Source organism: Actinoplanes sp. NBC_00393 (assembly GCF_036053395.1).
GTDB lineage: Bacteria > Actinomycetota > Actinomycetes > Mycobacteriales > Micromonosporaceae > Actinoplanes.
Genome location: NZ_CP107942.1, coordinates 8,486,900 through 8,511,653 on the forward strand (window position 1 = coordinate 8,486,900; position 24,754 = coordinate 8,511,653).

A 24,754-nucleotide genomic window follows, 5' to 3' on the forward strand; every position below is an offset into this window, starting at 1 on the left:
CGTGGGCCGGCGAAATGCCTGGGCTGCCCGGCGGAAGATGCAAAACAGCGCCCCGAGGTAAGCCTGGGGCGCTGTTTCGGTGAGGCCTTGTTACTTGGCGGCCACCACGTTCACCGGGAACGTCGCGGTCACCTCGGGGTGCAGCTTGACCTGAACCGTGTACGAGCCGGTGGTCTTGATGTGACCCGGCAGCTCGAGACGGCGACGGTCGAGGGCCGGGCCGCCGGCGGCCTTGACCGCGTCGACGATCTCGGCCGGGGTGATCGAGCCGAAGAGGCGGCCGCCGTTGCCGGAACGCGCCGACAGCGTGACCTTGAGGCCGGCGAGCTGGCCCTTGACCTCGTTGGCCTGACCCAGGTCGCGGATCTCACGGGCCTCACGGGCCCGCTTGATGACGACGACCTGCTTCTCGGCGCCCTTGGTCCACTGGATGGCGAAGCCCTGCGGGAGCAGGTAGTTGCGGCCGTAGCCGTTCTTCACCTCGACGATGTCGCCGGGGGTGCCGAGGCCCGACACCTCCTGCGTGAGGATGATCTTCATTTCGGTGACCCTCCTCAGCGCGCCGTGGCCGTGTACGGCAGGAGCGCCATCTCGCGGGCGTTCTTGACCGCGCGGGCGATCTGCCGCTGCTGCTGCGAGGTCACACCGGTGACGCGGCGGGCACGGATCTTGCCGCGGTCGGAGATGAACTTGCGCAGGAGCGCGGTGTCCTTGTAGTCGATGTAGGTGATCCCGTCCTTGTCGAGCGGGTTCACCTTCTTCTTCGGCTTGCGAAGCGCCGCAGCCTTAGCCATTGCTCTTACTCCTGAACTCAAGAAAGCCCGAAGGGCTTAGAAGGGAGGCTCGTCGTCGAACGAGGAGTTGCCGCCGCCACCGCCGGAGCGGTTGCCGCTGGAGGCCGGTGCCGCCGAGGCCCAGGGGTCGTCGTCGAAGCCGCCGCCGCTGTTGCCGCCGCCGCCCCGGTTGCCGCCGCCACTGAACTGCCGGTTGCCGCCACCACCGCCGCCGGAGGCGCCGAAGCCGCCCCCTCCGCCGCCGGAGCGGCTCATCTTCTGCACCTTCGCCGTGGCGTAGCGCAGGGATGGGCCGATCTCGTCGACCTCGAGCTCGATGACGGTGCGCTTCTCTCCCTCTTTGGTCTCGTAAGACCGCTGGCGCAGCCGACCCTGCACGATCACTCGAGCGCCACGCTGCAGCGACTCGGCGACGTGCTCGGCGGCGTCACGCCAGATGTTGCAGGCGAGGAAGAGTGGCTCGCCGTCTTTCCACTCGCCCGATTGGCGATCCAACGTCCGCGGCGTGGAAGCGATGCGGAAATTGGCGACCGCCGCACCCGACGGGGTGAAGCGCAGCACGGGGTCGTCGGTCAGGTTGCCGACGACCGTGATGGTGGTTTCTCCTGCCATGAAACTTCTCCTCGCCGCTTCAGTCGTTGAGGCAAAGGGTCTCAGGACCCTCTGACAAAAACGCCTCAGCGGGTCTCGGGACGGATGACCTTGGTACGCAGGATGGACTCGTTGAGCCGGAGCTGACGGTCCAGCTCGGCCACGGCCTCGGGCGTCGCCTGCAGGTCGACGACCGCGTAGATGCCTTCAGCCTTCTTGTTGATCTCGAACGAGAGCCGGCGACGGCCCCAGACGTCGAGCTTCTCCACCGAGCCACCCGCGGTCCTGATCACGTTCAGGTACTGGTCGAGCGACGGAGCAACGGTGCGCTCCTCGAGCGAAGGGTCGAGGATCACCATGAGTTCGTAATGACGCAAGACGTTCTCACCTCCTGTGGGCTATGCGGCCACGGTCTCTCCGTGGCAGGAGGTCTTGTGTCGAACGCAGCAGAAAGCCGTGGGATCTTCAAGAGCGCCCACGGCGAACACACTGCGAACCGAGCCAGCATACCCAGGTCGGGCGCTGGGCCCAAAAACGACGACCCCGTCCGGGGACGAGGTCGTCGGGAGGAAGAGCCGCGGGGCGTCCGGCCCGATTCGTTGGGTGGGACCTGGGGAGGAACGACCACACCGATGAGGTTGGACGCGTCCGCCCCGCGGAGCTTTCACCGAGGAGCTTACGCGATGTTTGTGCGAGATGCACGTTGCGACACGATTGCCCGAATCGCGGCGGTTGAGACACCGATGACGCACACCAGGGCGGTCAGCCCGAGCAGGCCGATCGGGCGGCCCTCCCGGATCGGCCCGACCGCTGCGACCGGCTCGGCGACGGTTCCGCTGACCGGCACGGTGGTCTCCGGAACCGGCACGCCCTCGGCAGTGGGCGTCGCAGTCTGCGCGTGGTGCACAGCGGGAACATCGGCGGCCGCAGCCGAGGCCGACGTCGTGGGCAGGATCGTCTTGCGTTCACCCGGCGGCATGCCGGCGAAAGCGGGTGCGCCCACTCCGGCCGTACCCCGCATGCTCTTGATCTTGAGACGCGGGCTGACCTGCGCCGCGCTGGTCGCGCTCGCCGGAGGGGACCCGGCGGCCTTCCGCGTCCCCGGCCGGGACGAACCGGCGGCGGTGCGTGCCGGGCGCTGAGCCGGAGAGGCCGAGTCCGGCAGCGCCGAGCCGGCCCGGGAATCCGTCGGCGAACCGGCCGGCCGGGACATCATCGTGGCCGCCTTCCCACCGGACGGAGCGGGCACCGGGTCAGGCGTCGACGGATTCGACGGCTCGGCGGTGACCAGCACCGGCGTCACGTCGCCGCCGACCGCGCAATCCGGCGTGAGCAGCACCGACGTGGTGCCGCGGCGGAACACGACCTCGGCCGAGCCGTTCTCCGGAACGGTGCCCTTCGACGTGCCGCCGAGCCGGAGCCGGGCGTCGTGGCCGGTCCGGTTGTGCACCTTGACCACGGATTCGGCCGGCACGGTCAGCGACTCCACGTTCGGGCGCGACTCGCAGGAGAGACCGAGCACCCCGCCGTCGAAGGTCACCTGGCGGTCGCTCTCGTCGACCTGCTCGGCGCTCGCCGTCCCGTTCGTGAGCAGCGGCGCGCCGAAGATCAACCCGCTCAGCATCAGCGCCGCCACCCGGTATCGGAACTGCCGCGACATGCACCATCCCCCAGTCCACCGCCGGCCGCGCCGGCATCCCGTCAAGCCTGATCAATGCAGCTAACGAGGAGCCGCAGAGCACGGTGACGCGTGAGGAAAGCGTCGTACCCGCGTCGTAGGCTCGTCCCATGCGCATCGGAGCCCATGTCGACCCTGCTGACCCGCTGGCCGAGGCCGCTGCCCGCGGCGCGGAGGCGGTGCAGTTCTTCCTCACCGACCCACAGGGATACAAGACGCCCAAACCGCGCGAGGACGCGGAACAACTACGGGCGTCCGAGGTGGACATCTACATTCACGCGCCATACATCATCAATGTCGCCACGCTGAACAACCGGATCCGCATCCCCAGCCGCAAGCTGCTGATGGCGCACGCCAAGGCCGCCGCCGAGCTCGGCGCGAAAGGCCTGATCGTGCACGGTGGGCACGTCGGCGCCGGCGCCGACCTCGCCGCCGGGTTCGCAAACTGGAAAAAGGCATTTGAGTACGCGGAGAGCGACGGCGGACTGCCACTCCCAGTGCTGATCGAGAACACGGCCGGTGGTGACAACGCCTGTGCCCGGCGGTTCGATGCTCTCGCCCGCCTCTGGGAGGCCGTCGGGCCCTATGGCGCCGGGTTCTGCCTGGACACCTGCCATGCCTACGCCGGTGGGGAAGACCTCGTCGGCATCGTCGACCGGGTCAAATCCATCACCGGGCGGATCGACCTGATCCACGCCAACGATTCGAAGGGTGGATTCGACTCCGGCCAGGACCGGCACGACAACCTCGGGAGTGGGAAGATCGATCCCGAGTTGGTGGTGGCGGCGATCCGCGCCTCCGGGGCGCCGGCCATTGTGGAGACCCCGGGTGGCGTGGAGGGCCAGACCGCCGACATCGCCCTTCTGCGGGAGCGGGCGGGCAGCTGACGCCGAGCGGCACGGGAGGGTCATGACCGAGCAGCCGAAACCGGCCCCACCTGGGCCGGCCAGCGGCCCGGACGGGTCGCGCTCACCGGCGCCCACCGCCACGGTTCCCGAGAAGAGCGGTTCGTCCCTGCCGCTCAGCGAGGTCGAGCGGAGTGCCCGCTTCGGGCAGGCCGCCGAGAAGGCACCGGACGATCACCCCGCCGCGCCCAAACGCCGGAGACGATTCGGCATCTTCGCTGCGAGGCGATCGCCGAGCACCACCACACCGTCTCCGGTCAGCAAGCCGGACACCGGCGCGGAGTCGGCTCCCGCTGCGCCGCCCGCTGCTCCACAACAGACCCGGCCCGCCGGCGCGCTTCCACGGCAGCGCAAGGCGCTGCCGACGACCCGACCGCCCGGCGCCCCGCCGGACCCGTGGACGGCCTTCGCCACCATCCCGGAGCAGTCACCCGGTCGCGTCCGGCGCGCTACTCGGACCGTGCGCCGGGCTCTGGTCCACGAGTACGCGCTCGTCATCTACGCCGGTTCGGTGCTGGCCGTCCTGATGACCTGGCCCACCCTGCGGTACCCGCTGCACACCCTCCCGCAGGACCTCGGCGACCCGGCCCGGCAGGCCTGGCAGATCTCCTGGGCCGGCCACATCCTCGCCACCGATCCGATCCGGCTGTGGCACTCCAACGCCTACTACCCGGAAGCGCTCAGCTTCGGGTTCGGCGACAGTCTGCTCGGCTATGCGCCGTTCGCGCTGGTTGGTGACGGGCCGGCCGCTGCGGTGCTGCGATACAACCTGCTCTTCGTGGCCGCACACGCCCTGCTGGCGATCGGCGCCTACGCCCTGGTGCGCCAGCTCGGCGCCCGGCCGATCGGCGCATCGGTGGCGGCCGTCGCTTTTGCGTACGCGCCGTGGCGGCTCGCCCAGGAAGGGCACCTGGACGTCATCTCCGCCGGCGCCATCCCGCTCGCCCTGGCCATGCTGGCTCGCGGCCACGGCTACTCGATGCGGTACGGGTTCCGGCCAGCACGCCGTCACGCGGGCTGGGCCGCGGCCGGCTGGGCGGCGGCCACGTGGCAGATCAGTCTCGGCTTCTCGCTCGGTGTTCCCTTCGCCTATGTGCTCGCCATCATCCTGATCGTTCTGCTGGTCGCCTCGGTCGTGCACGGCGTGCGGCACAACGGCAAGACAGCGCTGCATCGCTTCCTGCGCGGCAAGCACGATTCACTGCTCGGCTGGCGCCTCGTCGCGACGGACACGCTCGGGGCCACGATCTTCACCGGCGTCGCGCTGCTGATCGCCGTGCCGTATGCGTTGGTTCCGGATTCCAGCTCGCGCCTTCAAGAGATCCGGTTCTTCTCGCCACCGCTGCGCAGCCTGCTGATCGGGCCGGCCGAGTCACGCATCTGGGGCGCGTCCCACGTCGTGCCCCGGTCGACGCTCGGCTGGGCCGGCGAGATGTCCCTGCTGCCGGGCTTCGCGCTCTACGCGCTCGCCCTGGCCGGCCTGATCTTCTCGGTCTGGCGGCTCCGGCACCGGCTCCTGCTGTTCCTGGGCCTGGTCGTCGCGGTCGTGCTGACCTTGGGTACGACGTTCTTCGGCGGCCGCTGGACCTACCTGCCGCTCTTCGGATCGTTCCCGGCCTCGTTCGACCTGCGCATCCCCGGGCGCCTGATGCTCTGGGTGACGCTGATCCTGGCCATCCTCGCCGCGGGCGCGGTCGACGACTTCGTCCGCCGGGCCGAGCACCTGGCCGCCCAGCGGGTGCCACCCTGGCCCGGCCCCTGGATGCGGACGGCGATGCTGGCGCCGCTGGTCCTGGTCGCGCTGGAGGGCTGGAACGCGACGGCGCACCCGGTGGTGCCCCCGCAGCCCGCCGCGATGCGTACGGTCACCGGCCCCATGCTGGTGCTACCGACTGGCGAGCTCTCCGATCAGATGGTTCAGCTCTGGTCCACGTCCCGCTTCGAATCGATGGCCAACGGTGGCGGCACCTTCGCCGGTGCGCGGCAGAACGAATTGCGCAGCAAGGTTGCTTCGTTCCCGGACCAGGCGAGCATCGAGTATTTGCGGTCCATCGGTGTCACCACGGTGGTGCTGCTTCGCAACGAGGTGGCCGGCACGCGGTGGGAACGCTCCGGTGAGATCCCGGTGGATGGGCTCGGTATCCAGCGGGAGGATCTGCCGGACGCGGTGGTGTTCCGGTTGCGTCCGGCGACGCCGTCGCCGCAGCCGTCGGATCCGAATGCGCCGCCGGGTCAGGTGCCCAGCCCGACGGTGAGCACCAGCCTTCCGTCCGGCTTGGGGACGGTGCCGCCCGGCTTGGGAACGGTGCCGCCTGGCTTGGGGACGGTGCCTGGCTTGGAAACGGTGCCGCCGAACTTGGGGACGGTGACGCCGACAACGCCGCCCGGCACCCTCGGCACGGTTACCACCGGCCAGCAGGGAAGCCTTGGCGTAGGCCCGTAGTGGCGTGCATGCATGGCCGCTTCAAGGCCGGACCCCACACCTCACCGGACCCGGTAGGGCCCGCTTGCGGCTTGGGGGCTGAGGGCTGGGGGCCGGCTGGGGCCTGAGGTCGGCTGGGGCCTGAGGCCGGCCGGCTGGGGCCTGAGGTCGGCTGGGGCCTGAGGCCGGCCGGCTGGGGCCTGAGGTCGGCTGGGGCCTGAGGCCGGCCGGCTGGGGGCTGAGGGCTGGCTGAGGGCTGAGGCCTGAGGACGACGAGCAAGCCCGGCCCAGGGCTGAGCCGAACCGAGCCGGGCAGCTCGGGGCCGAGCTGAGACGGGGGTGGGTGGGAGCTGAGCCAGGGTGCTCAGGCCTTGACGGCGACGGGCGGCTCGGGGGCGGTGGGCGGCTCGGCAGTGGTTGGCGGCTCGGTGACGGCGGCCTCCTTGGAGGGGCCGACGCCGAACATGCGGCGGAAGCCGGTGACCCAGCCGGCCTCTGGGCCGTCGAGGGGGCCCGCATCCGGGTCGGCGCCGTCGTAGGACTGCCGGACCACGTCCAGCTCGGGGCGCCAGACCTCGCGCGCCACCAGGTAGAAGAGCAGGGCGACGGTCACGAACCTGGCCGTTGACGCCAGCACGAAAGTGCCCTCTGGGATGACGGTCTTGCCGCCCGCGCCGATGAGCTCGGCGTAGAAGGCCGCGAGGTAGCCGACCTCGGCGACCGTCCACGCGATGATCGCGCCCCACTTCGGGCGGGCCAGCACGATGAGCGGGAGGAGCCAGAGCACGTACTGCTGCGACCACACCTTGCTGAACAGCAGGAACGCGGCCACCACCAGGAAGGCCAGCTGGGAGATGCGGGGGCGGCGCGGTGCGAGCAGGCCGAGGAGCAGGATGCCCAGGCAGGCGAGGGCGAACAACGCGTACGAAAGAAGGTTGAGTGTTGGAATGTGGTTGCTCAACCACTGGAACGGGCCCTGGTCACCGTCGGCGCCGGTGTTCCATTTTCCGTCCAGGTAGCGCCCGATGTACCAGAACGTCCCCCAGTCGATGGGCCGCTCCGAGTTGAGCCGGAAGAACCGCAGCCAACTCTCGTGATGCCAGTAGTAGACCGGGAAGTTGACCACGGCCCAGGTCGCGGCGCTCGCCACGAATGCGCTGAAGAACGGTCGTAGCCGGCCGGTGCGCAGGGCGAGGACCAGGATCGGCCCGAGGATGAAGATCGGCCAGAGTTTCGCGGCCGCGCCCAACCCGAGGAAGATGCCCGCCCACACCGGCTTGCGCTGGACCCACAGGTAGAGGCCGATCGCGGCGAGCCCGATCGCCAGGAAGTCCCAGTTGATCGTGGCGGTGAGCAGGACGATCGGCGACACCGCGAAGATCGCCGCGTCCCAGGGCCGGCGGCGCCGCAGCGCGAGGATGGCCGCGACCGTGGCGACCGCGAAGAGCGAGAGCACCAGGGCGTTGGCGTTGTAGAACCAGCTGCCCTGGTTGATGTCCGGGTGGCTTTCCCCGTACGCATGCACCGGCAGCCCGAGCGCACCCATGAAGTATCCGGTGACCACCGGATATTCGACCGGATGGTCGACGTAAGGCACTTTGCCCTCGTTGATGCCCTCGGCGAAGTAGAGCGCGAGCACGTCGGTGTAGCAGTACCGCGTGTACTGGGCGTTCTTCTGCCAGTTCCCGTCCATGCAGGGTGACTTCTGCACCCAGGAGAGCGCCAGGACCAGGCAGGTCAGCGCGAGCACGATCCGTGGGGCGGTCCAGAACCGGCCGGTTCGCTTCTCCGGCGGCACGGCGTGCGAGCCGAGTGGCCCGCCGATGAACTGGGACAGTCCCCGCACGAAACCGTCCTCGGTCGCCTGCGAGACGTCGGGCCGGTCGGTGGACGGTTGCGCGCTCATGACTTGGCATCATGCCCCATCCGGCGTCTTCAGCGGGGACAGGCCACGGTGCGAAACCGATCTTCACAGGACAGTGCGAAAAAGCGGCGCCCACCTCGAGTCGAGGTGGGCGCCGCTTCATGAGTTCAGCGGGCGTCAATCGCCGTCGTCGTTGTCGCCCTGACCAGGACCCTGGTTGTTGTTGCCGCCCTGGTTGTTGTTGCCGCCCTGGTTGTTGTTACCGCCCTGGTTGTTGTTGCCACCCTGATTGCCGCCCTGGTTGTTCACTTCCTGGCAGATCTGCAGTTGCGGCGCGTTCTGGCAGAGGGCGAGCAGGTTGGGGTCGACCTGCGGCTGCTGCGGGGGCTCGATGCCGTTGCCCATGGCCGCCGGGTCACCGGTCTTGATCCGCTCCGGGAACCGTTCGACGTCCCAGTCGAGTTCCTCGGTCACGGTGTTGATGAACTCTTTCCAGATGTCAGCCGGCGTGCCGGAACCGAACATGTCCCGGTTGCCGTCCTTCAGCTGGACCTTGTCCTTGGCGCCACCCACCCAGACGGTCGCGGCCAACTGCGGGATGCCACCGACGTACCAGGTGTCACCGTTGCCGTCGCCGAACTCCCAGGTACCACTCTTGGAGACGGCGGGCCGGCCGTTACGCAGGGTGTTGCCCTGGTCGCCCGGGATCTGGCCCATGACTCCGAGGAGGTTCGAGGTTTCCGCAGCAGGGAAGACCTGGGTGCCCTTGGTCTTCGCGCTCTTCCAGGCCACGTACTTACCGGTGGTCGGGTCGAGCCGCTTCACCGTCTTGATGAAGTGGGCGTTCTGCCGAACACCGCCGTTGAGGATGGTGGCGACACCGGCCGCGTGCTCCAGCGGGATGACTCGGAACTGCCCGAACGCGACCTCGTTCGAGAAGTTCGCCTTCCAGGTGGCTTCCTTGGTGGTGGTGAAGTCGATCATCTTGCCGGACGGGTACTTCTTCGAGCCGTTGGTCCACATGTGCTCGACGCCGGCGGCCTTGGCGGCCGCGATGACGTTCTCGTGCCCGATCTTGTCGGCGATCCAGTAGAACGGGAAGTTGTACGACTTGATCGTCGCCCGCTCCAGCTGGCAGTACTCGATATCCCCGCTGCCTCTACAGACGTTCGCGTCCTCGGCGCCGGCGTTACTGATCTCGTCGCGGCCTTCGGGCTTCAGGTTGCCGTTCCAGCGAGAATCGAAGGAGAGGCCCTTCTGGAGGCCGGCCATCAGCGTGTAGATCTTGAACGTCGAGCCGGGCGACTGACCGCCCCACTCCACGATGCCCTTGCCGTCGCCGGACAGATAGCCGCCGTAGTCGGTGCCGTTGGGGTCGTCGCCACCGTAGTAGCCGAGCACCTCACCGGTCTTCGGGTCGATACCAATGACCGCGGCCTGGTAGCTCTTCGGCTTGTTCTTCATCGGCGAGCTGTCGCTCTTGCGCGAACCGGCCTTCTCGGCCGCCTTCTGCACCTCGGGGTTGATCGTGGTGACGATCTGGAGGCCACCCTTTGTGATGTCGTCCTCGGTGACGCCCATCTGCTTCAGTTCGTAGTCCACATGCCGCATGATCATCCCGACCGGCTTGCCGTCGGCGCAGGTCTTGCACTTCGTGCTCTTAGCCTTGGCCTCCGGATACTTACGGGCGGCGTACTGCTCGGGGGTGATCCACTTCTCCTCGAGCATGTTCTTGAGGGTGTACTCCCAGCGCGCCTTGGCGTCCACGAGGTTCACCGTCGGGTCGTAGCCCGCATGTGTCGCCGTCTTGTAGGGCTGCTTGATGATCGAGGCGATCACCGCGGCCTCGTAGACGTTGATCTCGTTCTTGCTGCCCTTGATCACCGATTTGCCGAAGTAGCCGTTCGCGGCCGCCTCGACACCGAGCCGCCCCTGCCCGAGATCGATGTAGTTCAAGTAGAGACCCATGATCTCGTCCTTGTCGTACTTCGACTCGAGCTTGCGGGCGATGACCGCCTCACGCAGCTTCCGGCTGTAGCTGATCTCTTTCAGGTCAGCGACGTGCCGGGCGTACTGCTGGGTGATCGTCGAGGCACCCTGCTTGTCGCCACCGGTAAAGTTGTTCCACGCGGCACGGGCGATGCCCTTCATATCGATACCGCTGTGCCGGTAGAAGTTCTTGTCCTCGGCACCAGCGACGGCCTTCTGCATCACGTCGCTGATGTTCTGGTAGGGGACGTTGATGCGCGGCTCCCCCTCCCGCGCCAGCACCTGGTTCTTGGCGTTGTAGATGACGTTCATCTGCGCCTCCGCCTCCGGCGTGGGCAGTTCGACGTCATCGAAGAAGTAGGTGCCGCCGACGATGCCGACGCCGAGCATGATGACCAGCACAGCAGCGGCCGCGGTGAGGATGTTGGCCCGGCGGTACTTCTTGTCCGCCTTGCTCCGGCCCTTACCCCCGCCCAGCCCGCCACCGCCAGGGCCGCCCGGACCGCCGGGACCACCCGGACCTCCCGGGCCACCCGGACCTCCGGGGCCACCCGGCGGCACCGGACGGACGGCCGCGCGGGCCACCGAGGCACGCCCACCCGACGGTGGCGCCACCGCGGCTGCGGCACGGGCCGCGCCCGCACCGACGGATGCCCGCCCGGCTGAGGCGCCGCCCACAGACGCACGCCCGGCCGAGCCGGGTACGGAGGCGGCACCGGACGGACGCCGGTACGCGTCCGGAGCCGGCCGGCCCCCGTATGGCTCGTCGTCAGGCGTGGAAGCAGCGGACGGCCCGGGCACTCGGGCCCGGGCTCGTGCGGACTGCGGATCGCCGTACGCGTTCATTTCTTCACACCTACCGGTCGCGGGGGCGCGGGCGGGCGGCCGGATGCCGTTCCGTTGAAGCGCCACGAGCGGACGTTTTCGGCTGCGCCCCGCGCAACCGCCTTGTCAAAAGACCGAGATGAGCAATGGCTGCCCTCATCAGTCACAATCCTGTACACGTTAGCGAGATCGATCGGGTTCACCGTCGGACCTCCCCGCGGTGTGACACGGAACCCGCCACTGAGTCCTCAGCGGAGAGGCCGTCGCGGCCGAGCACATAGCGCTCGATCAAGTGGTTCCACGCGCAGGAGCGGCAGACCTCCACCACGAAGACCTGAAACTCACGGAGCGTCATCGCCAGCACCGGCAGCTCAGCCAGCTTCCTGGCCTGTCCGGCGGACTGTTTCAGCTCCTCGCCATACACGTAGTGCACCAGCGTCAGGTTGTCCCGGCGGCAGATCGGACAGCGCTCGTCGGTCGGCTCGCCGTGGAAGGTCGCCGCGTTTCTCAAGTAAGGAGACGCGTCGCACACTTCGAGCGTGCCGATTCGGCCGTTCCGAACGTCACGCAGAACCGCCCGCCTCTGTAGCGAGTAGTCGACGATCTGCCGCTGCGTGCGCATGGCGAGAAGAGTACGCGGTCAGCGCGAGCCCGGCGATAGTCATCACGGAGCGTGGCGTGGCGACTCCGGAGCATGTCCGAGTTGCGCACCGGCGTACGCCGATCTACGGTTGCGATGTATCGGGCCGATACATCGGGACAACGTTCAGTAGAGGAGGGCCGGTGCTGGAACTGGCGATCCTCGGCCTCCTGCAGGAGGCCCCGATGCACGGGTACGAGCTTCGCAAGGAGCTCGCCACCAAGCTGGGCACTCTGCGCGCCGCGATCAGTTACGGGACTCTCTACCCGACGTTGAAGCGACTCAAGCTGGCCGGCTGGATCAGCGAGGCCGAGACCAGCAGCGACATCATTCCCCCGATGACCAGCAAACGGGGCAGGGTTGTCTACAAGATCACGGCGGAGGGCAAGGAGCGGTTCGCTGAACTGCTCACCCAGACCGGCCCGGAGACGTACGACGACGCCGGCTTCGGGGTGCACTTCACCTTCTTCTCGCGCACCGACCGGGCGACCCGGCTTCGCATCCTGGAGGGCCGGCGGCGCCGTGTCGAGGAGCGCCGCGAGGGTTTGCGCGAGGTGCTGTCCCGGGCTGCCGACCGCCTCGACGCCTACACCCTGGAGCTGCAGCGACACGGTCTCGACGCCTGTGAGCGCGAGGTCCGGTGGCTGGAAGAACTGATCACCAACGAACGCTCCGGTCGTACCCCCGCTTTCCGCAATCGTGCGGAAATCACCCCAGAACCACCGCGTCCGCAATCGGACCGGCCGTGATGAACAAGGAGGCAAACGCGATGGGCTCCGTCCGCGTCGCCATCGTCGGTGTGGGTAACTGCGCCTCGTCCCTCGTGCAGGGCGTGGAGTATTACAAGAACGCCGACCCCAACGACCGCGTCCCGGGTCTCATGCACGTGACCTTCGGCGACTACCACGTATCCGACGTGAAGTTCGTCGCGGCGTTCGATGTGGACGCCAAGAAGGTCGGCATGGACCTGAGCGAAGCGATCGTCGCCAGCGAGAACAACACCATCAAGCTGACCGACGTGCCGCCGAGCGGCGTCACCGTCCAGCGTGGACCGACCTTCGACGGTCTCGGTACGTACTACCGCGAGATCATCGAAGAGTCGTCGGCCGAGGCCGTCGACGTCGCGCAGGCTCTGCGGGACGCCGAGGTCGACGTGGTCGTCTCCTACCTCCCGGTGGGTTCCGAGGAGGCCGACAAGTTCTACGCCCAGGCCGCGATCGACGCCGGCTGCGCGTTCGTGAACGCCCTGCCGGTCTTCATCGCCTCGGACCCGGCGTGGGCACAGAAGTTCACCGATGCCGGTCTGCCGATCGTCGGTGACGACATCAAGAGCCAGGTCGGCGCGACGATCGTGCACCGCGCGCTCGCCAAGCTCTTCGAAGACCGCGGTGTCGAGCTGCTGCGCACGTACCAGCTCAACTTCGGCGGCAACATGGACTTCATGAACATGCTGGAGCGCAACCGCCTGGTCTCGAAGAAGATCTCGAAGACCCAGTCGGTGACGTCCCAGATCCCGCACGAGATGGTCAAGAGCGACGTGCACATCGGCCCGTCGGACCACGTGCCGTGGCTGGACGACCGCAAGTGGGCGTACATCCGCCTGGAGGGCCGCTCCTTCGGTGACACCCCGCTCAACGCCGAGCTCAAGCTCGAGGTGTGGGACTCCCCGAACTCGGCCGGTGTGATCATCGACGCGGTCCGCGCGGCGAAGATCGCCAAGGACCGCGGTATCGGCGGCCCGATCCTGTCGGCGTCGTCCTACTTCATGAAGTCCCCGCCGGTGCAGTACAGCGACCACGACGCCCACGCGGCCGTCGAGGCCTTCATCAAGGGTGACATCGAGCGCTGAATCAGCTCGCTCTGAATACCAGAGGCCGGTCCACAGCCGTGGGCCGGCCTCTGGTATTCAGCCCCAGGCCCGGGTCAGCGCCACTCGGGCCTCCAGCTCCAGCAGCTTGCGTTTGCGCTCCAGCCCACCACCGAAGCCGACCATCTTGCCGCCGGCGCCGACCACCCGATGACATGGCACGATCACCGGAATCGGATTGTGGTTGCAGGCCGTGCCGACGGCCCGGGCCGCACCGGGGTCGCCCAGCGCGGTGGCGATCGCCCCATAGGTGATCATCTCGCCGTAAGGAATCCGAGCGATCTCGCCCCACACCGCCCGCTCGAACTCCGAGCCGCCCCGCAACTCGAACGGCACGTCGAAGTCGGTGATCTCCCCGGCGAAGTAGGCCCGCAACTGCTCGGCCGCTGGATGCTCGGCGACCGGCCCGGACGGCACGCCGAAGCGCACCCCCACCACGACGTCGCCCTCGACGGCGACGCCGAGCGGCCCGATCGGTGACTCGACGACGAACATGCTCCGATTCTGCGCCAGGGGTACGACAAGTTCCTTCGAAGCCATATGCAAGATTCCCGATCGACGCCGCGTCTGACTGTCCGGAGACAGCGAACGGAGTGGCATGAAGGAATCGCTGGAGGCGGAGTTCACCGCCTTCGTCGCGGATCGGGGGCAGGCGCTGCTCCGGATCGCGCATGCCCTGACCGGGGAGCGGGCCACCGCGGAGGATCTGGTGCAGGGGGCGCTGGCCAAGGCGTACGCCCGGTGGCCGCGGATCCACGGTGACGCCGAGGCCTACGTCCGGAGGATCATCTACAACGACCGGGCGTCGTTCTGGCGGCGACCCGCCCGCCAGCGTGAGGTCTCGATGGCCGAGCCGCCGGACCGCCCGTACGGGAGCCGCCCGGATCAGGAGGTCACCAACCGGCTGGCGGTCCGGGAGGCGCTGCTCACCCTGCCCGCCCGTCAGCGTGCCGTGCTGGTCCTGCGCTATCTGGAGGACCGCAGCGTCGAGGAGACCGCCGAGGTGCTCGGCTGCCGGCCCGGAACGGTGGCCAGTCAGACCTCGCGGGCCCTGGCCAAACTTCGTGATCTGGTCGGCGACGCCGACGTGTGGACGCATTCGACGGGAGGTTCGCGATGAAATATCTGGAGGAATCGGTGCGGGTCGCCGTCGAGGAGTTGGCCGCCTCCGCGCCGTACTCGCACGACCTGGCCACCGTCGCGCGTTCCCGGGGCCGGCGGATCCGGCGACGTCAGCAGATGGCCGTCGGCTTGGCAGCAGTTCTGCTGGTCGGGGCGGTGGTCACCCCGTACGCCATCCTGGACGGACGTCAGGCCGCCCCGGTGCCGATCGCGCCCAGCCCCTCGCCCACCGAGCTTGCGCCGGCCCCGGTGATCAGCGAGCAGTGGTGGAAGGAGCCGGTACGCCTCCCCGGCGGCTTCGTCATCACCGCGCTGAGCCAGCCCGGGAAACGTCTGGGCCAGGGTAAGAGCGGTGGCTCCACCCCGCAGACCGGCAACGTGGTCCTGGACCGGTCGACCGGCCGGTACCGGGTCCTGGACGGCGAATTCTCGACCGTCATCGGCGCTCCGGCCGGCAAATACGCCATCGTCTACCGAGGCCAGGACCTCGGCATCGCCGACAGCACCACCGGCCAGGTACGACAGTTCGACTTCGGCCCGGCCACGTCGTTCGGCGCCCAGTGGTCCCCGGACGGCACCCGGCTGCTGCTCACCCGGGAGAACGGATTCCGGATCCTGGACCCGGCGACCGGCGAGCATCAGGACCGGGACACGCCCGGCGGCCTGTCGAACTGTGCCGACCAGTGCTTCTTCGCCTGGTTGTCGCCGACCGAGGTCAGCCTGCCGCAGCGTCAGGCCTCGAGTCAGGCCGTCGCCGCCATGCACGTCTTCTCGACCGGGAACGGCGCGCTGCTCCGTACCGTTCCGCTCGTGCGCACCCCGGTCAGCGGCCAGAACGCGGTCTCCCCGGACGGCCGGCACATGCTGATCGATCCGGACCGCAACGACATGTACGCCCGCGAGTTCATTGACGTCCGCTCCGGCCGAACCGTCGGCACCTTCCGCGGGATCGGCCCGGCGCACTTCGTCGCGGACGACCAGATCCTGGTCGTCGGCAGCAAAGCGGCAGTCCTCTACGACCTCGCCGGCAACGAACTGCAGAGCACTTCGATGCCGCCGGAGTTCTCCGGCCGCCGGATCAGCGTGGGCCGCCTCTAGCTGATGTGCCCCTGATCGCGGGCCCACTTGAAGAGCTCCGCCTCGGCCTCGTCGCGATCCAGCGGCCCCCGGTCCAGGCGGAGCTCCTTCAGGAAGCGCCACGCCTGCCCGACGATCGGGCCCGGCGGCACCCCGAGCAGCTCCATGATCGCGTTGCCGTCCAGGTCGGGGCGGACCTTGGCCAGGTCTTCCTCGGCCGCGATCCGGGCGATCCGCTCCTCCAGCGCGTCGTAGTCGGCGGCCAGCTGGGCGGCCTTGCGCCGGTTCCGCGTGGTGACGTCGGAGCGGGTCAGCTTGTGCAGACGGTCGAGCAGCGGGCCGGCGTCGGTGACGTAGCGGCGCACCGCGGAATCGGTCCACTCGCCGCGCCCGTACCCGTAGAACCTCAGGTGCAGCGCGACCAGCCCGACCACCTCGGAGGTCACGTCCTTGGGGTATTTGAGGGCCCGCATCCGCTGCTTGGTGAGCCGGGCGCCGACCACCTCGTGGTGGTGGAAGCTGACCCGGCCGTCCCGCCCGACCGCCTTGGTGGCCGGCTTGCCGACGTCGTGCATCAGTGCGGCCATCCGCAGGATGAAGTCGGGGGCGTCGTCGCCCTCCAGCCGCATCGCGTTCTGCACGACGATCAGCGTGTGCTCGTAGACGTCCTTGTGCTGGGCGTGCTCGTCAATCTCCAGCTTCAGCCCGGAGACCTCGGGAAGGAAGCGGTCGCCCAGGCCGGTGTCGACCAGCAGGCGCAGCCCGGCGATCGGGTCGGCCGCGCTCATCAGCTTGGTGAACTCGTCCCGGATGCGTTCCGCGGTGATCCGGTCGAGATCAGCGGACATTTCCGTCATGGCGGTGATTACCGCGGGATCCACTGTGAACTGGAGCTTCGCGGCGAACCGGGCCGCCCGCAGCATCCGAAGTGGATCATCGCCGAACGAGATCGCCGGCGCCGCGGGGGTCCGGATCGTCCGCGAAGCCAGGTCGGTCAGCCCACCGAACGGGTCCGTGAACTCGTGCCCCGGCACCGAGACGGCCATCGCGTTGATCGTGAAGTCGCGCCGGGACAGGTCCTCCAGCAGCGACGTCCCGTAGGAGACGACCGGATTGCGGGTCACCCCGTCATAGGCCTCGGCCCGGAACGTGGTGATCTCGATCCGCAGACCGTTCTTCTGGATGCCGATCGTGCCGAACTCGCGGCCGGTCTCCCAGATCGCGTCGGCCCAGCCGTTCACCACGGCGAGCGTCTGCTCCGGCCGGGCATCGGTGCAGAAGTCGAGGTCATCGCCGAGGCTGCCGAGCAGCGCGTCGCGTACCGAACCCCCGACCAGGTGCAACTCGTGGCCCGCGGTGGCGAACCGGCGGCCTAGTTCGTCAGCGACGGGCGAGACGCGGAGCAGCTCGGCTACCGCTTTCTGCTGGGCAGTGTTCAACACAGACATGGGGTGACCAGCGTATCTTCTGTGGCAGTCAGCGCCGTCGCCGGGCAGGATGACAGGGTGCCCCTACCCGAGCGACTGCTGCGCCTGATCCAGGACCCCGGGTTCTGGGCCGGCGAGTTCAGCGAAGAAGAGCCTCTCCGCGTGTCGTTTCCGGTGGTGGGCGGCTATGGGCTGATCCTCGACATCGACCCGCCGTCGGGTGAGCGCACGCTCGGTCTGCGCTGTCCCGCCTCCAGCGAACCGGTGCAGCTCGGCTGGGCGCCGGCCGACGGGCCGTACCCGGCAGCGCTGCAGTGGTGGGAACTCGAATCCTGCGCACGGGTGATCGCCCTGGCCGATCCGATGCTGCCGCATCCCGGGATCGTGGTGGCTCTTCTTTCCCCGTTCGCCCCGGCCGGGCCGGAGGACGACACGACCGCGGTGGCGGCGGTGCGCGAGGCGGCGTACCGGTCGCTGCGCCGGGAGGTGCCCGCGGTCGCTCCGGCCGGGCCGGAGCAGACCCCGCTTCCGCTCTTCCGCGACGAGCAGTGGTGGCCGGCGCCCGCAGCGCCGTCGCCGCAGGTGCTGGACGAGGCCGCGATCGCGGCATTGAGCGCGCCGCACACGGCGACGATCACGGTCCGCTGGGACAAGCGCTTCCCGCACGAGCAGATGGCCGATCTGGCCCGCCGGGCCGCGGCCCATCTGCACCAACTTCCCAACCAGGATTGGTACGCGCAAACGCGCTCGTTGGCCACCAGGATCGCCGCCTCGGGCGACCTGGTCTCGGTACCGGCTCTGCTCGGCGCGCTGACCGAGGCCGGCTGTGATCATCCGACAGTTCTGGATGCGCTGAGTGAGCCTCTGGTGCCGCTGGAGGCATGCTGGATGGTGGAAACCCTGGCCGGCGCCGAACCCGGCACCCTCCTGCGTCACCACGTGTGACCTTCCCCTTTATGGTGGGTCGGACATCGGCACGTCTGGAGGTGGCTCGGGGTGAACGGCGGTCTCTACCGCAGCACGCACGCGGCACCTGACGGTCAGCCGCCGCACCAGGACGGCGTGACCGTGGTCTCGGTGGACGCCCAGGTGCCCGGCGGCGACCAGGCGCTGCCCCCCGAGAACCTGCCGGCCGGTAAGAACGACACGAACACCACCGGGCAGAGCGCGATCATGGCGGTCGGCAGCCTGGTGAGCCGGGTGATCGGCTTCGTCCGGAACGCGCTGATCGGCATGGCTCTCGGCGCGGGCGTCGGCAACGCCTACACGAGCGCCCAGTTCCTCCCGAACCAGATCTATGAGCTGCTGCTCGGCGGCATCCTCTCCAGCGTGCTGGTTCCGCTGCTGGCCCGCCGGCGCAAGGCGGACAGTGACGGCGGCCAGGAGTTCACCCAGAAGCTGCTCACCTTCGCGGTCACCGCGCTCGGGATCGCCACCCTCCTGGTGGTGGCGGCCGCCCCGCTGATCACCGCGATCCAGGCCGGCAGGGAGAACACCCCGGCCTACCGGGACCTGGTCACCAGCTTCGCGTACCTGATCCTGCCGATCATCTTCTTCACCGGCCTCTCCGCGCTGATCGGCGCGGTGCTCAACGTCCGCGGGCACTTCGCCGCGCCGATGTGGGCGCCGATCCTGAACAACCTGGTCATCATCGCGACCTGCGGTGTCTTCCTGCTGGTCTTCGGCACCGACGAGGGCCTGAGCCCGGAGACGGTCACCGCCGCTCAGATCGCCCTGATCGGCGGCGGCACCCTGCTCGGCATCGTCGTGCAGTCGATCGGCCTGCTGCCCGCGCTGCGCAAGGTCGGCTTCCGGTGGAAGTGGCGGTGGGACCCGCGCGCGCTCGGCCTGCGCGAGATCGGCAGCCTGGCCGGCTGGATGCTGCTCTACGTGGCGGCGAACCAAGTCGCCGTCTTCGTCGTGGTCCGCATCCTCAACCAGGTGGCCGACAAGGGCGACGCCAGCGTGCTGGCCTTCAACAACGTCTTCCTGCTGACCATGATGGCGCACGGCATCGTCGGCGTGTCGGTGATGACCGCGCTGCTGCCGAAGATGAGCGCGGCCGCCTCCGATGGCCGGTACGCCGAGGTCAGCGCCGATCTGAGCCGGGGCATCAAGCTCACCTCCGCGGCGCTCGCCCCGATCGCCGTGGTGTACGCGGTGCTCGGCACGCCGATCGCCGTCGTGCTGTTCCAGGGCGGTAACTACAGCAACGACGCCGCCCTGGACACCGGTGTGGTCCTGACGGTGGCCGCGTTCGCCGTGCTCCCCCTGTCGATCAGCTACCTCTGCACGTACGCCTTCTACTCCCTGCAGGGCAACCGGACGGTCGCGCTGATCAACCTGCCGGTGGTGGCGGTCCGGATCGGGGCGTACTTCCTGCTCGCCGCGGTGCTGGACGAGACCCTCTCGGCAGCCGGTATGACCGCCGCGAACGCGCTGTCGTACCTGGTCTCGGCCTTGATCTCGCTGGCTGTGCTGCGGCGCCGGATCGGCCGGCTGAACCTGGGCACGGTGCTGATGTCGCTGATCAAGGTGGCGTTGGCCGCCGCGATCGCCGCCGGGCTCGGTTTCCTGGTGCTGAAGCTGCTGCCCGGAACCGGTCAGCCGGACGGCAAGGTCGAGGCCCTGGTCCAGGTGATCGTCGGCGGCGCGGTGATTCTCGTCGCCTACCTGGCCGCCGCGCTCGCCCTGCGTGTCCACGAGATCAGCCAGGTGGTCGGGATGGTACGCCGCAAACTCGGCCGCTGAGGCGCCTCTGCCCCTTCCCGATCAGGTCTTTCCCGCCGGAATCGGACATGATTGACCCGGTTCGTACCCTCGGGTACCGATGCCGCGCCGGGGGGACGACCTGCCAGACCATGGCCTGGTGCGGGTATGGTCGGTGTCGGCATGTGCGCGGGAGCACCCTGTCCTGAGCACCGAGTCATGCACCACCGAGGTATGCACCACCGAGGGAGGACTGGTGACCCAGGTCGGCGAAGGCCACGAGACCGCGGCCGACGAGGCCGGACCGGTCTTGACCTTCGGTGCGCCCACCGTCGGTGAGATCCTGGCCGAGCGTTACCAGCTGGAGCAGCACGTCAACAACGACAGTGCGGGCCGGCAGGTCTGGCGGGGCATCGACGTGGTGCTGCGCCGCCCGGTCGCCGTCGTGCTCCGGCACCCCGGCGGTAATTCGGCCACCGAGATGCTGCAGGCCGCGGTCGCCGCGAGCCGCGTCATCCACCCCAACCTGGTCGGCGTCTACGACGCGATCGACGAGGAGGACCGGGCCTACGTGGTCCGCGAGTGGGTGGACGGCGAGTCGCTGCGTGACATGGTCGGCGCGGAGGGCCCGCTGGATCCGTCCCGCGCGATCGCGATCGCGCACGCCGTGGCCGACGCGCTGACCGCGGTGCACGCCACCGGCATGGTGCACGGCAACGTGCACGCGGGCAGCACCCTGATCGCCGACGACGGCCGGGTCGTGCTCGCCGACGCCCGGGCCGACGAGGCGGACAGCTTCGAGTCGGACATCCGCGCCGTCGGTGGCGTCCTCTACTTCGCGCTCACCGGCCACTGGCCGCACGCCGAGGTGGGCGACTCCGCCCTGCCCGATGCGAATCGTGACAGTTCCGGCAACCCGGCTGCGCCTCGGCAGGTCCGGGCCGGTGTCCCGGCGTACCTCGACGATCTCACCATGGACCTGCTGGACGGCCGCGTGGCCGCTCCGGCCGCCGACGCGCTCACCGCGGAGCTGGGCCGGCTCGACGCCGCGTCCGAGGACGAGGAGTTCGAGGACGTCGGGCCGCTGCGGTTCGTGCAGAGCTCGTCGGCCTCGACCGAGCAGATCCGCAGCACACCCAAGATCCTCATCGGGGTCGGCGCGCTGGTGGTGATCGCGATCATCGGCCTGGTCTTCGGGATCCGCGCGATCAGCAACTCCACCCAGCCGAACACCCAGGCCACCGCGCCGGTCAACGCGGGCGCCGGTCAGGGCCCGGGCGACAACGTGCAGACCCCCGCGCCGGACCCGACGAAACTCCCGCTCGACGCCGACATGGTCCGCATCGTCGACCCTCCGGACGGCCAGCGCAAGGACAGCGACCAGGCGCCGAACGTGGTGGACGGCGACGCTGAGACCGCGTGGGAGACCTCGCGCTACAACACCTCGGACTTCGGTGGGCTCAAGGACGGCATGGGCGTCCTGATCTCGCTGGACACCGCCCGCAACCTCTCCGAGGTCAGCGTCTCGACCTCGGCGCCGGGCGTGACGATGGACGTCCGGGTCGGCAGCCGCGATCCCGGCGACAACTCGAAGGGCGACGAGAAGCTCCTCAAGGAGTTCACGCCGCTCAACGACGAGGTGCAGAACAAGAACGAGGGCACCAACTTCCGGTTCACCGGCTTCGACCCGAACCAGAAGTACCAGTACGTGCTCGTGTTCCTGACCGGCCTGCCGCGCGCCGACGACGGTGACCGCTTCAAGATCGCCGTAAACGAGATCGAGCTGTACGGATACTGAGTCCGAACGGTGCACGACAGATAGTCGCGGTGGACTACATTGCTGGCGTGACTTTCCGGGACGTTTCAGCCGGCGCGCCCGGTGCGGGGGATTCCGCGCCGACCGACGCCGAGCTGATCCGTGCCCACGTCGACGGCGATCCCGAGGCCTTCGCCGAGCTGGTCCGCCGGCATCGGGACCGGCTCTGGGCGGTTGCGTTGCGGACCGTGGGCGACCGCGAGGAGGCCGCCGACGCCGTCCAGGACGCCCTGCTGAACGCGCATCGCAACGCCGCCCGGTTCCGCGGCGACTCGGCGGTCACCACCTGGCTGCACCGGATCGTGGTGAACGCCTGCCTGGACCGGATCCGGCGGCGTCAGGCACACCCCACCGTGCCGCTGCCGGACGGCAGCCACCCGGACGACCGGCCCACCGGCCCCGAGCCGGCCGCGCCGGCACCCGACCAGGACACCGTTCTGGTGGTCCGCGACGCGCTGGCCGCCCTGCCCGTCGAGCAGCGCGCCGCGATCGTTCTGGTGGACGTCCAGGGTTATCCGGTGGCCGAGGCAGCCGAGATGCTCGGCGTGGCCGAGGGCACGGTGAAGAGCCGCTGCGCCCGCGGCCGGGCCCGGATGGCCACCACTCTCGGCTTTCTGCGCGGCCGGGACGGGAACCATACGGGTCGTGGGAACGTCCCATCCGGGTCGGCAGCGGTTGCTCCGCTGCCCAACGGACACGATCGGAGGGACCAGCGGTGACGGGCGCCGAGTTCGAGGGAGTCGACCTCGATCTGCTCGCTGACTACGTCGGCGGCGCCCTGCTCGGCACCCCCGAGGAGGAGCGGGTGGCCACGCTGGTCGCCGAGGATCCGGCCTGGCAGGCGGCCTATCAGGAGCTGGCCCCGGCCATGGCAGCGGTCGGCGCGTCACTGCTGGACCTGCCGCCGGAGCCGATGCCCGAGGACCTCGCCGCGCGGCTGGACGAGATGTTCCGCACGACTCCGGACGTGTCGGCAGGCGAGTCCGCGGAGCCCGTACCCGCCAGGGTTCTGGATCTGGAGAAAGGCCGGCGCGATCGCGCCGCACGGACCGGGCGGCGTCGGGCGCCGCGCTGGGCCAAACCGGTCGCTGTGGCCGCCGGCCTGGTGGCCTTCGCCGGGTTCGGCCTGAACCAGCTCAGCAGTCCGGCCTACGACGAGGCGCAATCGACGGCCGCCGGGGCCGCTCCGGACGCCGAGGCGGCCACCATGGTCGCGGCGATGCCCGACCAGGTCCTGCAGAGCGGCACTGATTACAACTGGGCCTCACTGGGCACATCAGCAACGCTGGACAGTGCCGCAAAGGAGCCCCGGACCTTTATCAGTTCCGACGCCGTCAACGGTCAGAGCGCGACAGGCAGCGCGCTGGCCCGCCTCTTGGCGCCGGACCTGCTGCTCTCCTGCCTCGAGAAGATCGCCGCGGAGAACGCCGGCGGGCCACTGTCGGTGCTCTTCGTCGACTACGCCAGCTTCGAGGGCGCCCCGGCACTGATCGTCCGGTTCACCGCCGCCAACGGCGGCTGGAGCTGGGCGGTCGGCCCGGACTGCGGCACGCCCGCGGCAGGCGCGGCGGAGCTGGCCAAAGTCCCGGTACGCTGACCGCACCCCGGGCGTGAGGTCGGACACGAGCCGGTCCGGGGAATGGTGAATGCCTAGCTTGACGTTCTAGCGTGCAGTGTTGCCGACCTATCCGTGCGGCGACAGACAGACTGAGGAGTCGGCAGTGGACGAAGTCCGCAATCTGATCATCATCGGTTCCGGACCGTCCGGATACACGGCGGCTTTGTATGCGGCTCGAGCGAACCTGAAGCCCCTGGTGATCGAGGGCGTCCAGTCCGGCGGCGCGCTGATGACGACCACCGAGGTGGAGAACTTCCCGGGCCACCGGGACGGCATCATGGGTCCCGAGCTGATGGACAACATGCGTGCCCAGGCGGAGCGGTTCGGCGCCGAGTTCCTGACCGACGACGTCACCCGGGTCGAGCTGGGCGACAAGCCGACCGAGCCGGGCACCGAGGGTCTCAAGACCGTCTGGGTCGGTGAGCAGCAGTTCTTCGCCCGCGCCGTGATCCTGGCCACCGGTTCCGCGTGGCGGCCGATCGGTGTCCCCGGTGAGCAGGAGCTGCTCGGCCACGGCGTCTCGTCGTGTGCCACCTGTGACGGGTTCTTCTTCCGCAACCAGCACATCGTGGTGGTCGGCGGCGGCGACTCGGCGATGGAGGAGGCCACCTTCCTCACCCGCTTCGCCGAGACGGTGACGATCGTGCACCGTCGCGACACCTTCCGGGCCAGCAAGGTCATGCAGAAGCGGGCCTTCGACAACCCGAAGATCAAGGTCGAGTGGAACTCGGTGGTCGAGGAGATCCTCGGCGCCGACGGCAAGGTCTCCGGTGTCCGGTTGCGCAACGTGCAGTCCGGCGAGACCAAGGAGCTGGACGTCACCGGCGTGTTCGTGGCGATCGGCCACGACCCGCGCAGCGAGCTCTTCAAGGGCCAGATCGAGCTGGACGACGAGGGCTACGTGAAGGTCGACTCGCCCAGCACCCGGACCAACGTCCCCGGCGTGTTCGCCGCGGGTGACCTGGTCGACCACACGTACCGGCAGGCCATCACCGCCTCCGGCACCGGCTGTGCAGCGGCGCTGGACGCCGAGCGCTTCATCGCTTCATTCGTAGAGCTGTAAGACCCGGGAGGTCCTGGTGGGAGCAAACAAGGTGGTCACCGACGCCACCTTCGACACTGACGTGCTGAAGTCCGACAAGCTGGTTCTGGTGGACTTCTGGGCCGAGTGGTGCGTGCCCTGCAAGAAGGTCGACCCGCTGCTGGCCGAGATCGCCGGCGAGCTGGGCGACAAGGTGGAGATCGTCAAGGTCAACATCGACGAGAATCCGCAGACCGCCCTGGCCTACCAGGTGATGACCGTCCCGACGCTGACGCTGTTCAAGGACGGCGAGCGGGTCAACTCGGTGCACGGCGCGAAGCCGAAGAGCTTCCTGGTCAACTTCATCGAGTCGGCGCTCTGACGTCCAC

General features: G+C 69.0%; 23 protein-coding genes. 13 read left to right on the top strand and 10 right to left on the bottom strand.

Annotated elements, in window-relative coordinates:
- Window positions 1-90 precede the first annotated feature (90 nt).
- The 5 genes from rplI to OHA21_RS39335 all read right to left on the bottom strand — a co-directional run bounded on the left by rplI (window position 91) and on the right by OHA21_RS39335 (window position 3,045).
- Window positions 91-540, bottom strand: a complete 450-nt coding sequence (gene rplI, locus OHA21_RS39315; RefSeq protein WP_328463937.1) for a 50S ribosomal protein L9 — start codon at window positions 538-540, stop codon at window positions 91-93.
- A 14-nt stretch (window positions 541-554) separates the two neighbouring features.
- Window positions 555-794, bottom strand: a complete 240-nt coding sequence (gene rpsR, locus OHA21_RS39320; protein WP_007073789.1) for a 30S ribosomal protein S18 — start codon at window positions 792-794, stop codon at window positions 555-557.
- A 36-nt stretch (window positions 795-830) separates the two neighbouring features.
- Entirely contained in the window at window positions 831-1,406 is a 576-nt protein-coding gene (locus OHA21_RS39325; RefSeq protein ID WP_328463939.1) for a single-stranded DNA-binding protein, read from the bottom strand.
- A gap of 65 nt (window positions 1,407-1,471) precedes the next feature.
- The gene (rpsF, locus tag OHA21_RS39330) at window positions 1,472-1,762 is read right to left on the bottom strand and encodes a 30S ribosomal protein S6 (protein ID WP_014448192.1); all 291 of its coding nucleotides are present in this window, start codon (window positions 1,760-1,762) and stop codon (window positions 1,472-1,474) included.
- A 299-nt stretch (window positions 1,763-2,061) separates the two neighbouring features.
- Entirely contained in the window at window positions 2,062-3,045 is a 984-nt protein-coding gene (locus OHA21_RS39335; protein WP_328463941.1) for a hypothetical protein, read from the bottom strand.
- A 128-nt stretch (window positions 3,046-3,173) separates the two neighbouring features.
- On the opposite strand from OHA21_RS39335, the gene OHA21_RS39340 reads away from it, so the two are divergent.
- On the top strand, window positions 3,174-3,950 hold the full coding sequence (locus OHA21_RS39340; protein ID WP_328463943.1) for a deoxyribonuclease IV: 777 nt from the start codon (window positions 3,174-3,176) through the stop codon (window positions 3,948-3,950).
- 22 nt (window positions 3,951-3,972) lie between these two features.
- Window positions 3,973-6,411 carry a hypothetical protein gene (locus OHA21_RS39345; RefSeq protein WP_328463945.1) on the top strand — a complete coding sequence of 813 codons (2,439 nt, stop codon included), beginning with the start codon at window positions 3,973-3,975 and terminating at the stop codon, window positions 6,409-6,411.
- A gap of 343 nt (window positions 6,412-6,754) precedes the next feature.
- Here the strand turns inward: OHA21_RS39345 and OHA21_RS39350 are convergent, their stop codons facing one another.
- The 3 genes from OHA21_RS39350 to OHA21_RS39360 form a co-directional block, all read right to left on the bottom strand.
- Entirely contained in the window at window positions 6,755-8,296 is a 1,542-nt protein-coding gene (locus tag OHA21_RS39350; RefSeq protein ID WP_328463947.1) for a glycosyltransferase family 87 protein, read from the bottom strand.
- A 135-nt stretch (window positions 8,297-8,431) separates the two neighbouring features.
- Window positions 8,432-10,858, bottom strand: coding sequence for a transglycosylase domain-containing protein (locus OHA21_RS39355; RefSeq protein WP_328463948.1), 2,427 nt, complete (start codon window positions 10,856-10,858; stop codon window positions 8,432-8,434).
- Window positions 10,859-11,267: 409 nt separating this feature from the next.
- Entirely contained in the window at window positions 11,268-11,690 is a 423-nt protein-coding gene (locus OHA21_RS39360) for a DUF5318 domain-containing protein (protein ID WP_328463950.1), read from the bottom strand.
- 161 nt (window positions 11,691-11,851) lie between these two features.
- Between OHA21_RS39360 and OHA21_RS39365 the strand changes: the two genes are divergently transcribed.
- Window positions 11,852-12,457 (top strand): PadR family transcriptional regulator, encoded by a 606-nt coding sequence (locus OHA21_RS39365; protein ID WP_328463952.1) that lies wholly within the window; start codon window positions 11,852-11,854, stop codon window positions 12,455-12,457.
- 20 nt (window positions 12,458-12,477) lie between these two features.
- Window positions 12,478-13,557, top strand: a complete 1,080-nt coding sequence (locus OHA21_RS39370; RefSeq protein WP_328463954.1) for an inositol-3-phosphate synthase — start codon at window positions 12,478-12,480, stop codon at window positions 13,555-13,557.
- 57 nt (window positions 13,558-13,614) lie between these two features.
- Here OHA21_RS39370 and OHA21_RS39375 read toward each other — a convergent pair whose 3' ends face one another.
- Window positions 13,615-14,070 carry a methylated-DNA--[protein]-cysteine S-methyltransferase gene (locus tag OHA21_RS39375; protein WP_328463956.1) on the bottom strand — a complete coding sequence of 152 codons (456 nt, stop codon included), beginning with the start codon at window positions 14,068-14,070 and terminating at the stop codon, window positions 13,615-13,617.
- A 103-nt stretch (window positions 14,071-14,173) separates the two neighbouring features.
- Here OHA21_RS39375 and OHA21_RS39380 point away from each other — a divergent pair, with 103 nt between their 5' ends.
- Window positions 14,174-14,695 (top strand): SigE family RNA polymerase sigma factor, encoded by a 522-nt coding sequence (locus OHA21_RS39380; RefSeq protein WP_328463958.1) that lies wholly within the window; start codon window positions 14,174-14,176, stop codon window positions 14,693-14,695.
- On the top strand, window positions 14,692-15,795 hold the full coding sequence (locus OHA21_RS39385) for a hypothetical protein (RefSeq protein WP_328463960.1): 1,104 nt from the start codon (window positions 14,692-14,694) through the stop codon (window positions 15,793-15,795). The genes OHA21_RS39380 and OHA21_RS39385 overlap by 4 nt, the downstream gene beginning before the upstream one ends.
- On the opposite strand, the gene OHA21_RS39390 is transcribed toward OHA21_RS39385, so the two are convergent.
- Complete coding sequence (locus OHA21_RS39390) at window positions 15,792-17,222, bottom strand: CCA tRNA nucleotidyltransferase (RefSeq protein WP_328463962.1); 1,431 nt, start codon at window positions 17,220-17,222, stop codon at window positions 15,792-15,794. The genes OHA21_RS39385 and OHA21_RS39390 overlap by 4 nt on opposite strands.
- Window positions 17,223-17,279: 57 nt before the next feature.
- On the opposite strand from OHA21_RS39390, the gene OHA21_RS39395 reads away from it, so the two are divergent.
- From OHA21_RS39395 to trxA, 7 genes are all read left to right on the top strand, one after another.
- Complete coding sequence (locus OHA21_RS39395) at window positions 17,280-18,146, top strand: hypothetical protein (protein ID WP_328463964.1); 867 nt, start codon at window positions 17,280-17,282, stop codon at window positions 18,144-18,146.
- 51 nt (window positions 18,147-18,197) lie between these two features.
- A complete protein-coding gene (murJ, locus tag OHA21_RS39400; protein ID WP_328463966.1) occupies window positions 18,198-19,952 on the top strand; it encodes a murein biosynthesis integral membrane protein MurJ in 1,755 nt (584 codons plus the stop codon).
- Between the two features lie 214 nt (window positions 19,953-20,166).
- Complete coding sequence (locus OHA21_RS39405; RefSeq protein WP_328463968.1) at window positions 20,167-21,708, top strand: protein kinase family protein; 1,542 nt, start codon at window positions 20,167-20,169, stop codon at window positions 21,706-21,708.
- 47 nt (window positions 21,709-21,755) lie between these two features.
- Window positions 21,756-22,445 (top strand): RNA polymerase sigma factor SigM, encoded by a 690-nt coding sequence (gene sigM, locus OHA21_RS39410; protein ID WP_328463970.1) that lies wholly within the window; start codon window positions 21,756-21,758, stop codon window positions 22,443-22,445.
- On the top strand, window positions 22,442-23,323 hold the full coding sequence (locus tag OHA21_RS39415; RefSeq protein WP_328463972.1) for a hypothetical protein: 882 nt from the start codon (window positions 22,442-22,444) through the stop codon (window positions 23,321-23,323). Before sigM ends, OHA21_RS39415 begins: the two co-directional genes overlap by 4 nt.
- Before the next feature lie 124 nt (window positions 23,324-23,447).
- Window positions 23,448-24,407 carry a thioredoxin-disulfide reductase gene (gene trxB, locus OHA21_RS39420; protein WP_328463974.1) on the top strand — a complete coding sequence of 320 codons (960 nt, stop codon included), beginning with the start codon at window positions 23,448-23,450 and terminating at the stop codon, window positions 24,405-24,407.
- A 16-nt stretch (window positions 24,408-24,423) separates the two neighbouring features.
- Window positions 24,424-24,747 carry a thioredoxin gene (trxA, locus tag OHA21_RS39425; RefSeq protein WP_328463976.1) on the top strand — a complete coding sequence of 108 codons (324 nt, stop codon included), beginning with the start codon at window positions 24,424-24,426 and terminating at the stop codon, window positions 24,745-24,747.
- The last annotated feature ends 7 nt before the right edge of the window (window positions 24,748-24,754 follow it).

Coding starts and splice junctions, on each gene's coding strand:
- rplI (WP_328463937.1), bottom strand. CDS start 540: ATGAAGATCATCCTCACGCAGGAGGTGTCGGGCCTCGGCACCCCCGGC.
- rpsR (WP_007073789.1), bottom strand. CDS start 794: ATGGCTAAGGCTGCGGCGCTTCGCAAGCCGAAGAAGAAGGTGAACCCG.
- OHA21_RS39325 (WP_328463939.1), bottom strand. CDS start 1,406: ATGGCAGGAGAAACCACCATCACGGTCGTCGGCAACCTGACCGACGAC.
- OHA21_RS39335 (WP_328463941.1), bottom strand. CDS start 3,045: ATGTCGCGGCAGTTCCGATACCGGGTGGCGGCGCTGATGCTGAGCGGG.
- OHA21_RS39340 (WP_328463943.1), top strand. CDS start 3,174: ATGCGCATCGGAGCCCATGTCGACCCTGCTGACCCGCTGGCCGAGGCC.
- OHA21_RS39345 (WP_328463945.1), top strand. CDS start 3,973: ATGACCGAGCAGCCGAAACCGGCCCCACCTGGGCCGGCCAGCGGCCCG.
- OHA21_RS39350 (WP_328463947.1), bottom strand. CDS start 8,296: ATGAGCGCGCAACCGTCCACCGACCGGCCCGACGTCTCGCAGGCGACC.
- OHA21_RS39360 (WP_328463950.1), bottom strand. CDS start 11,690: ATGCGCACGCAGCGGCAGATCGTCGACTACTCGCTACAGAGGCGGGCG.
- OHA21_RS39370 (WP_328463954.1), top strand. CDS start 12,478: ATGGGCTCCGTCCGCGTCGCCATCGTCGGTGTGGGTAACTGCGCCTCG.
- OHA21_RS39375 (WP_328463956.1), bottom strand. CDS start 14,070: ATGTTCGTCGTCGAGTCACCGATCGGGCCGCTCGGCGTCGCCGTCGAG.
- OHA21_RS39380 (WP_328463958.1), top strand. CDS start 14,174: ATGAAGGAATCGCTGGAGGCGGAGTTCACCGCCTTCGTCGCGGATCGG.
- OHA21_RS39385 (WP_328463960.1), top strand. CDS start 14,692: ATGAAATATCTGGAGGAATCGGTGCGGGTCGCCGTCGAGGAGTTGGCC.
- OHA21_RS39390 (WP_328463962.1), bottom strand. CDS start 17,222: ATGTCTGTGTTGAACACTGCCCAGCAGAAAGCGGTAGCCGAGCTGCTC.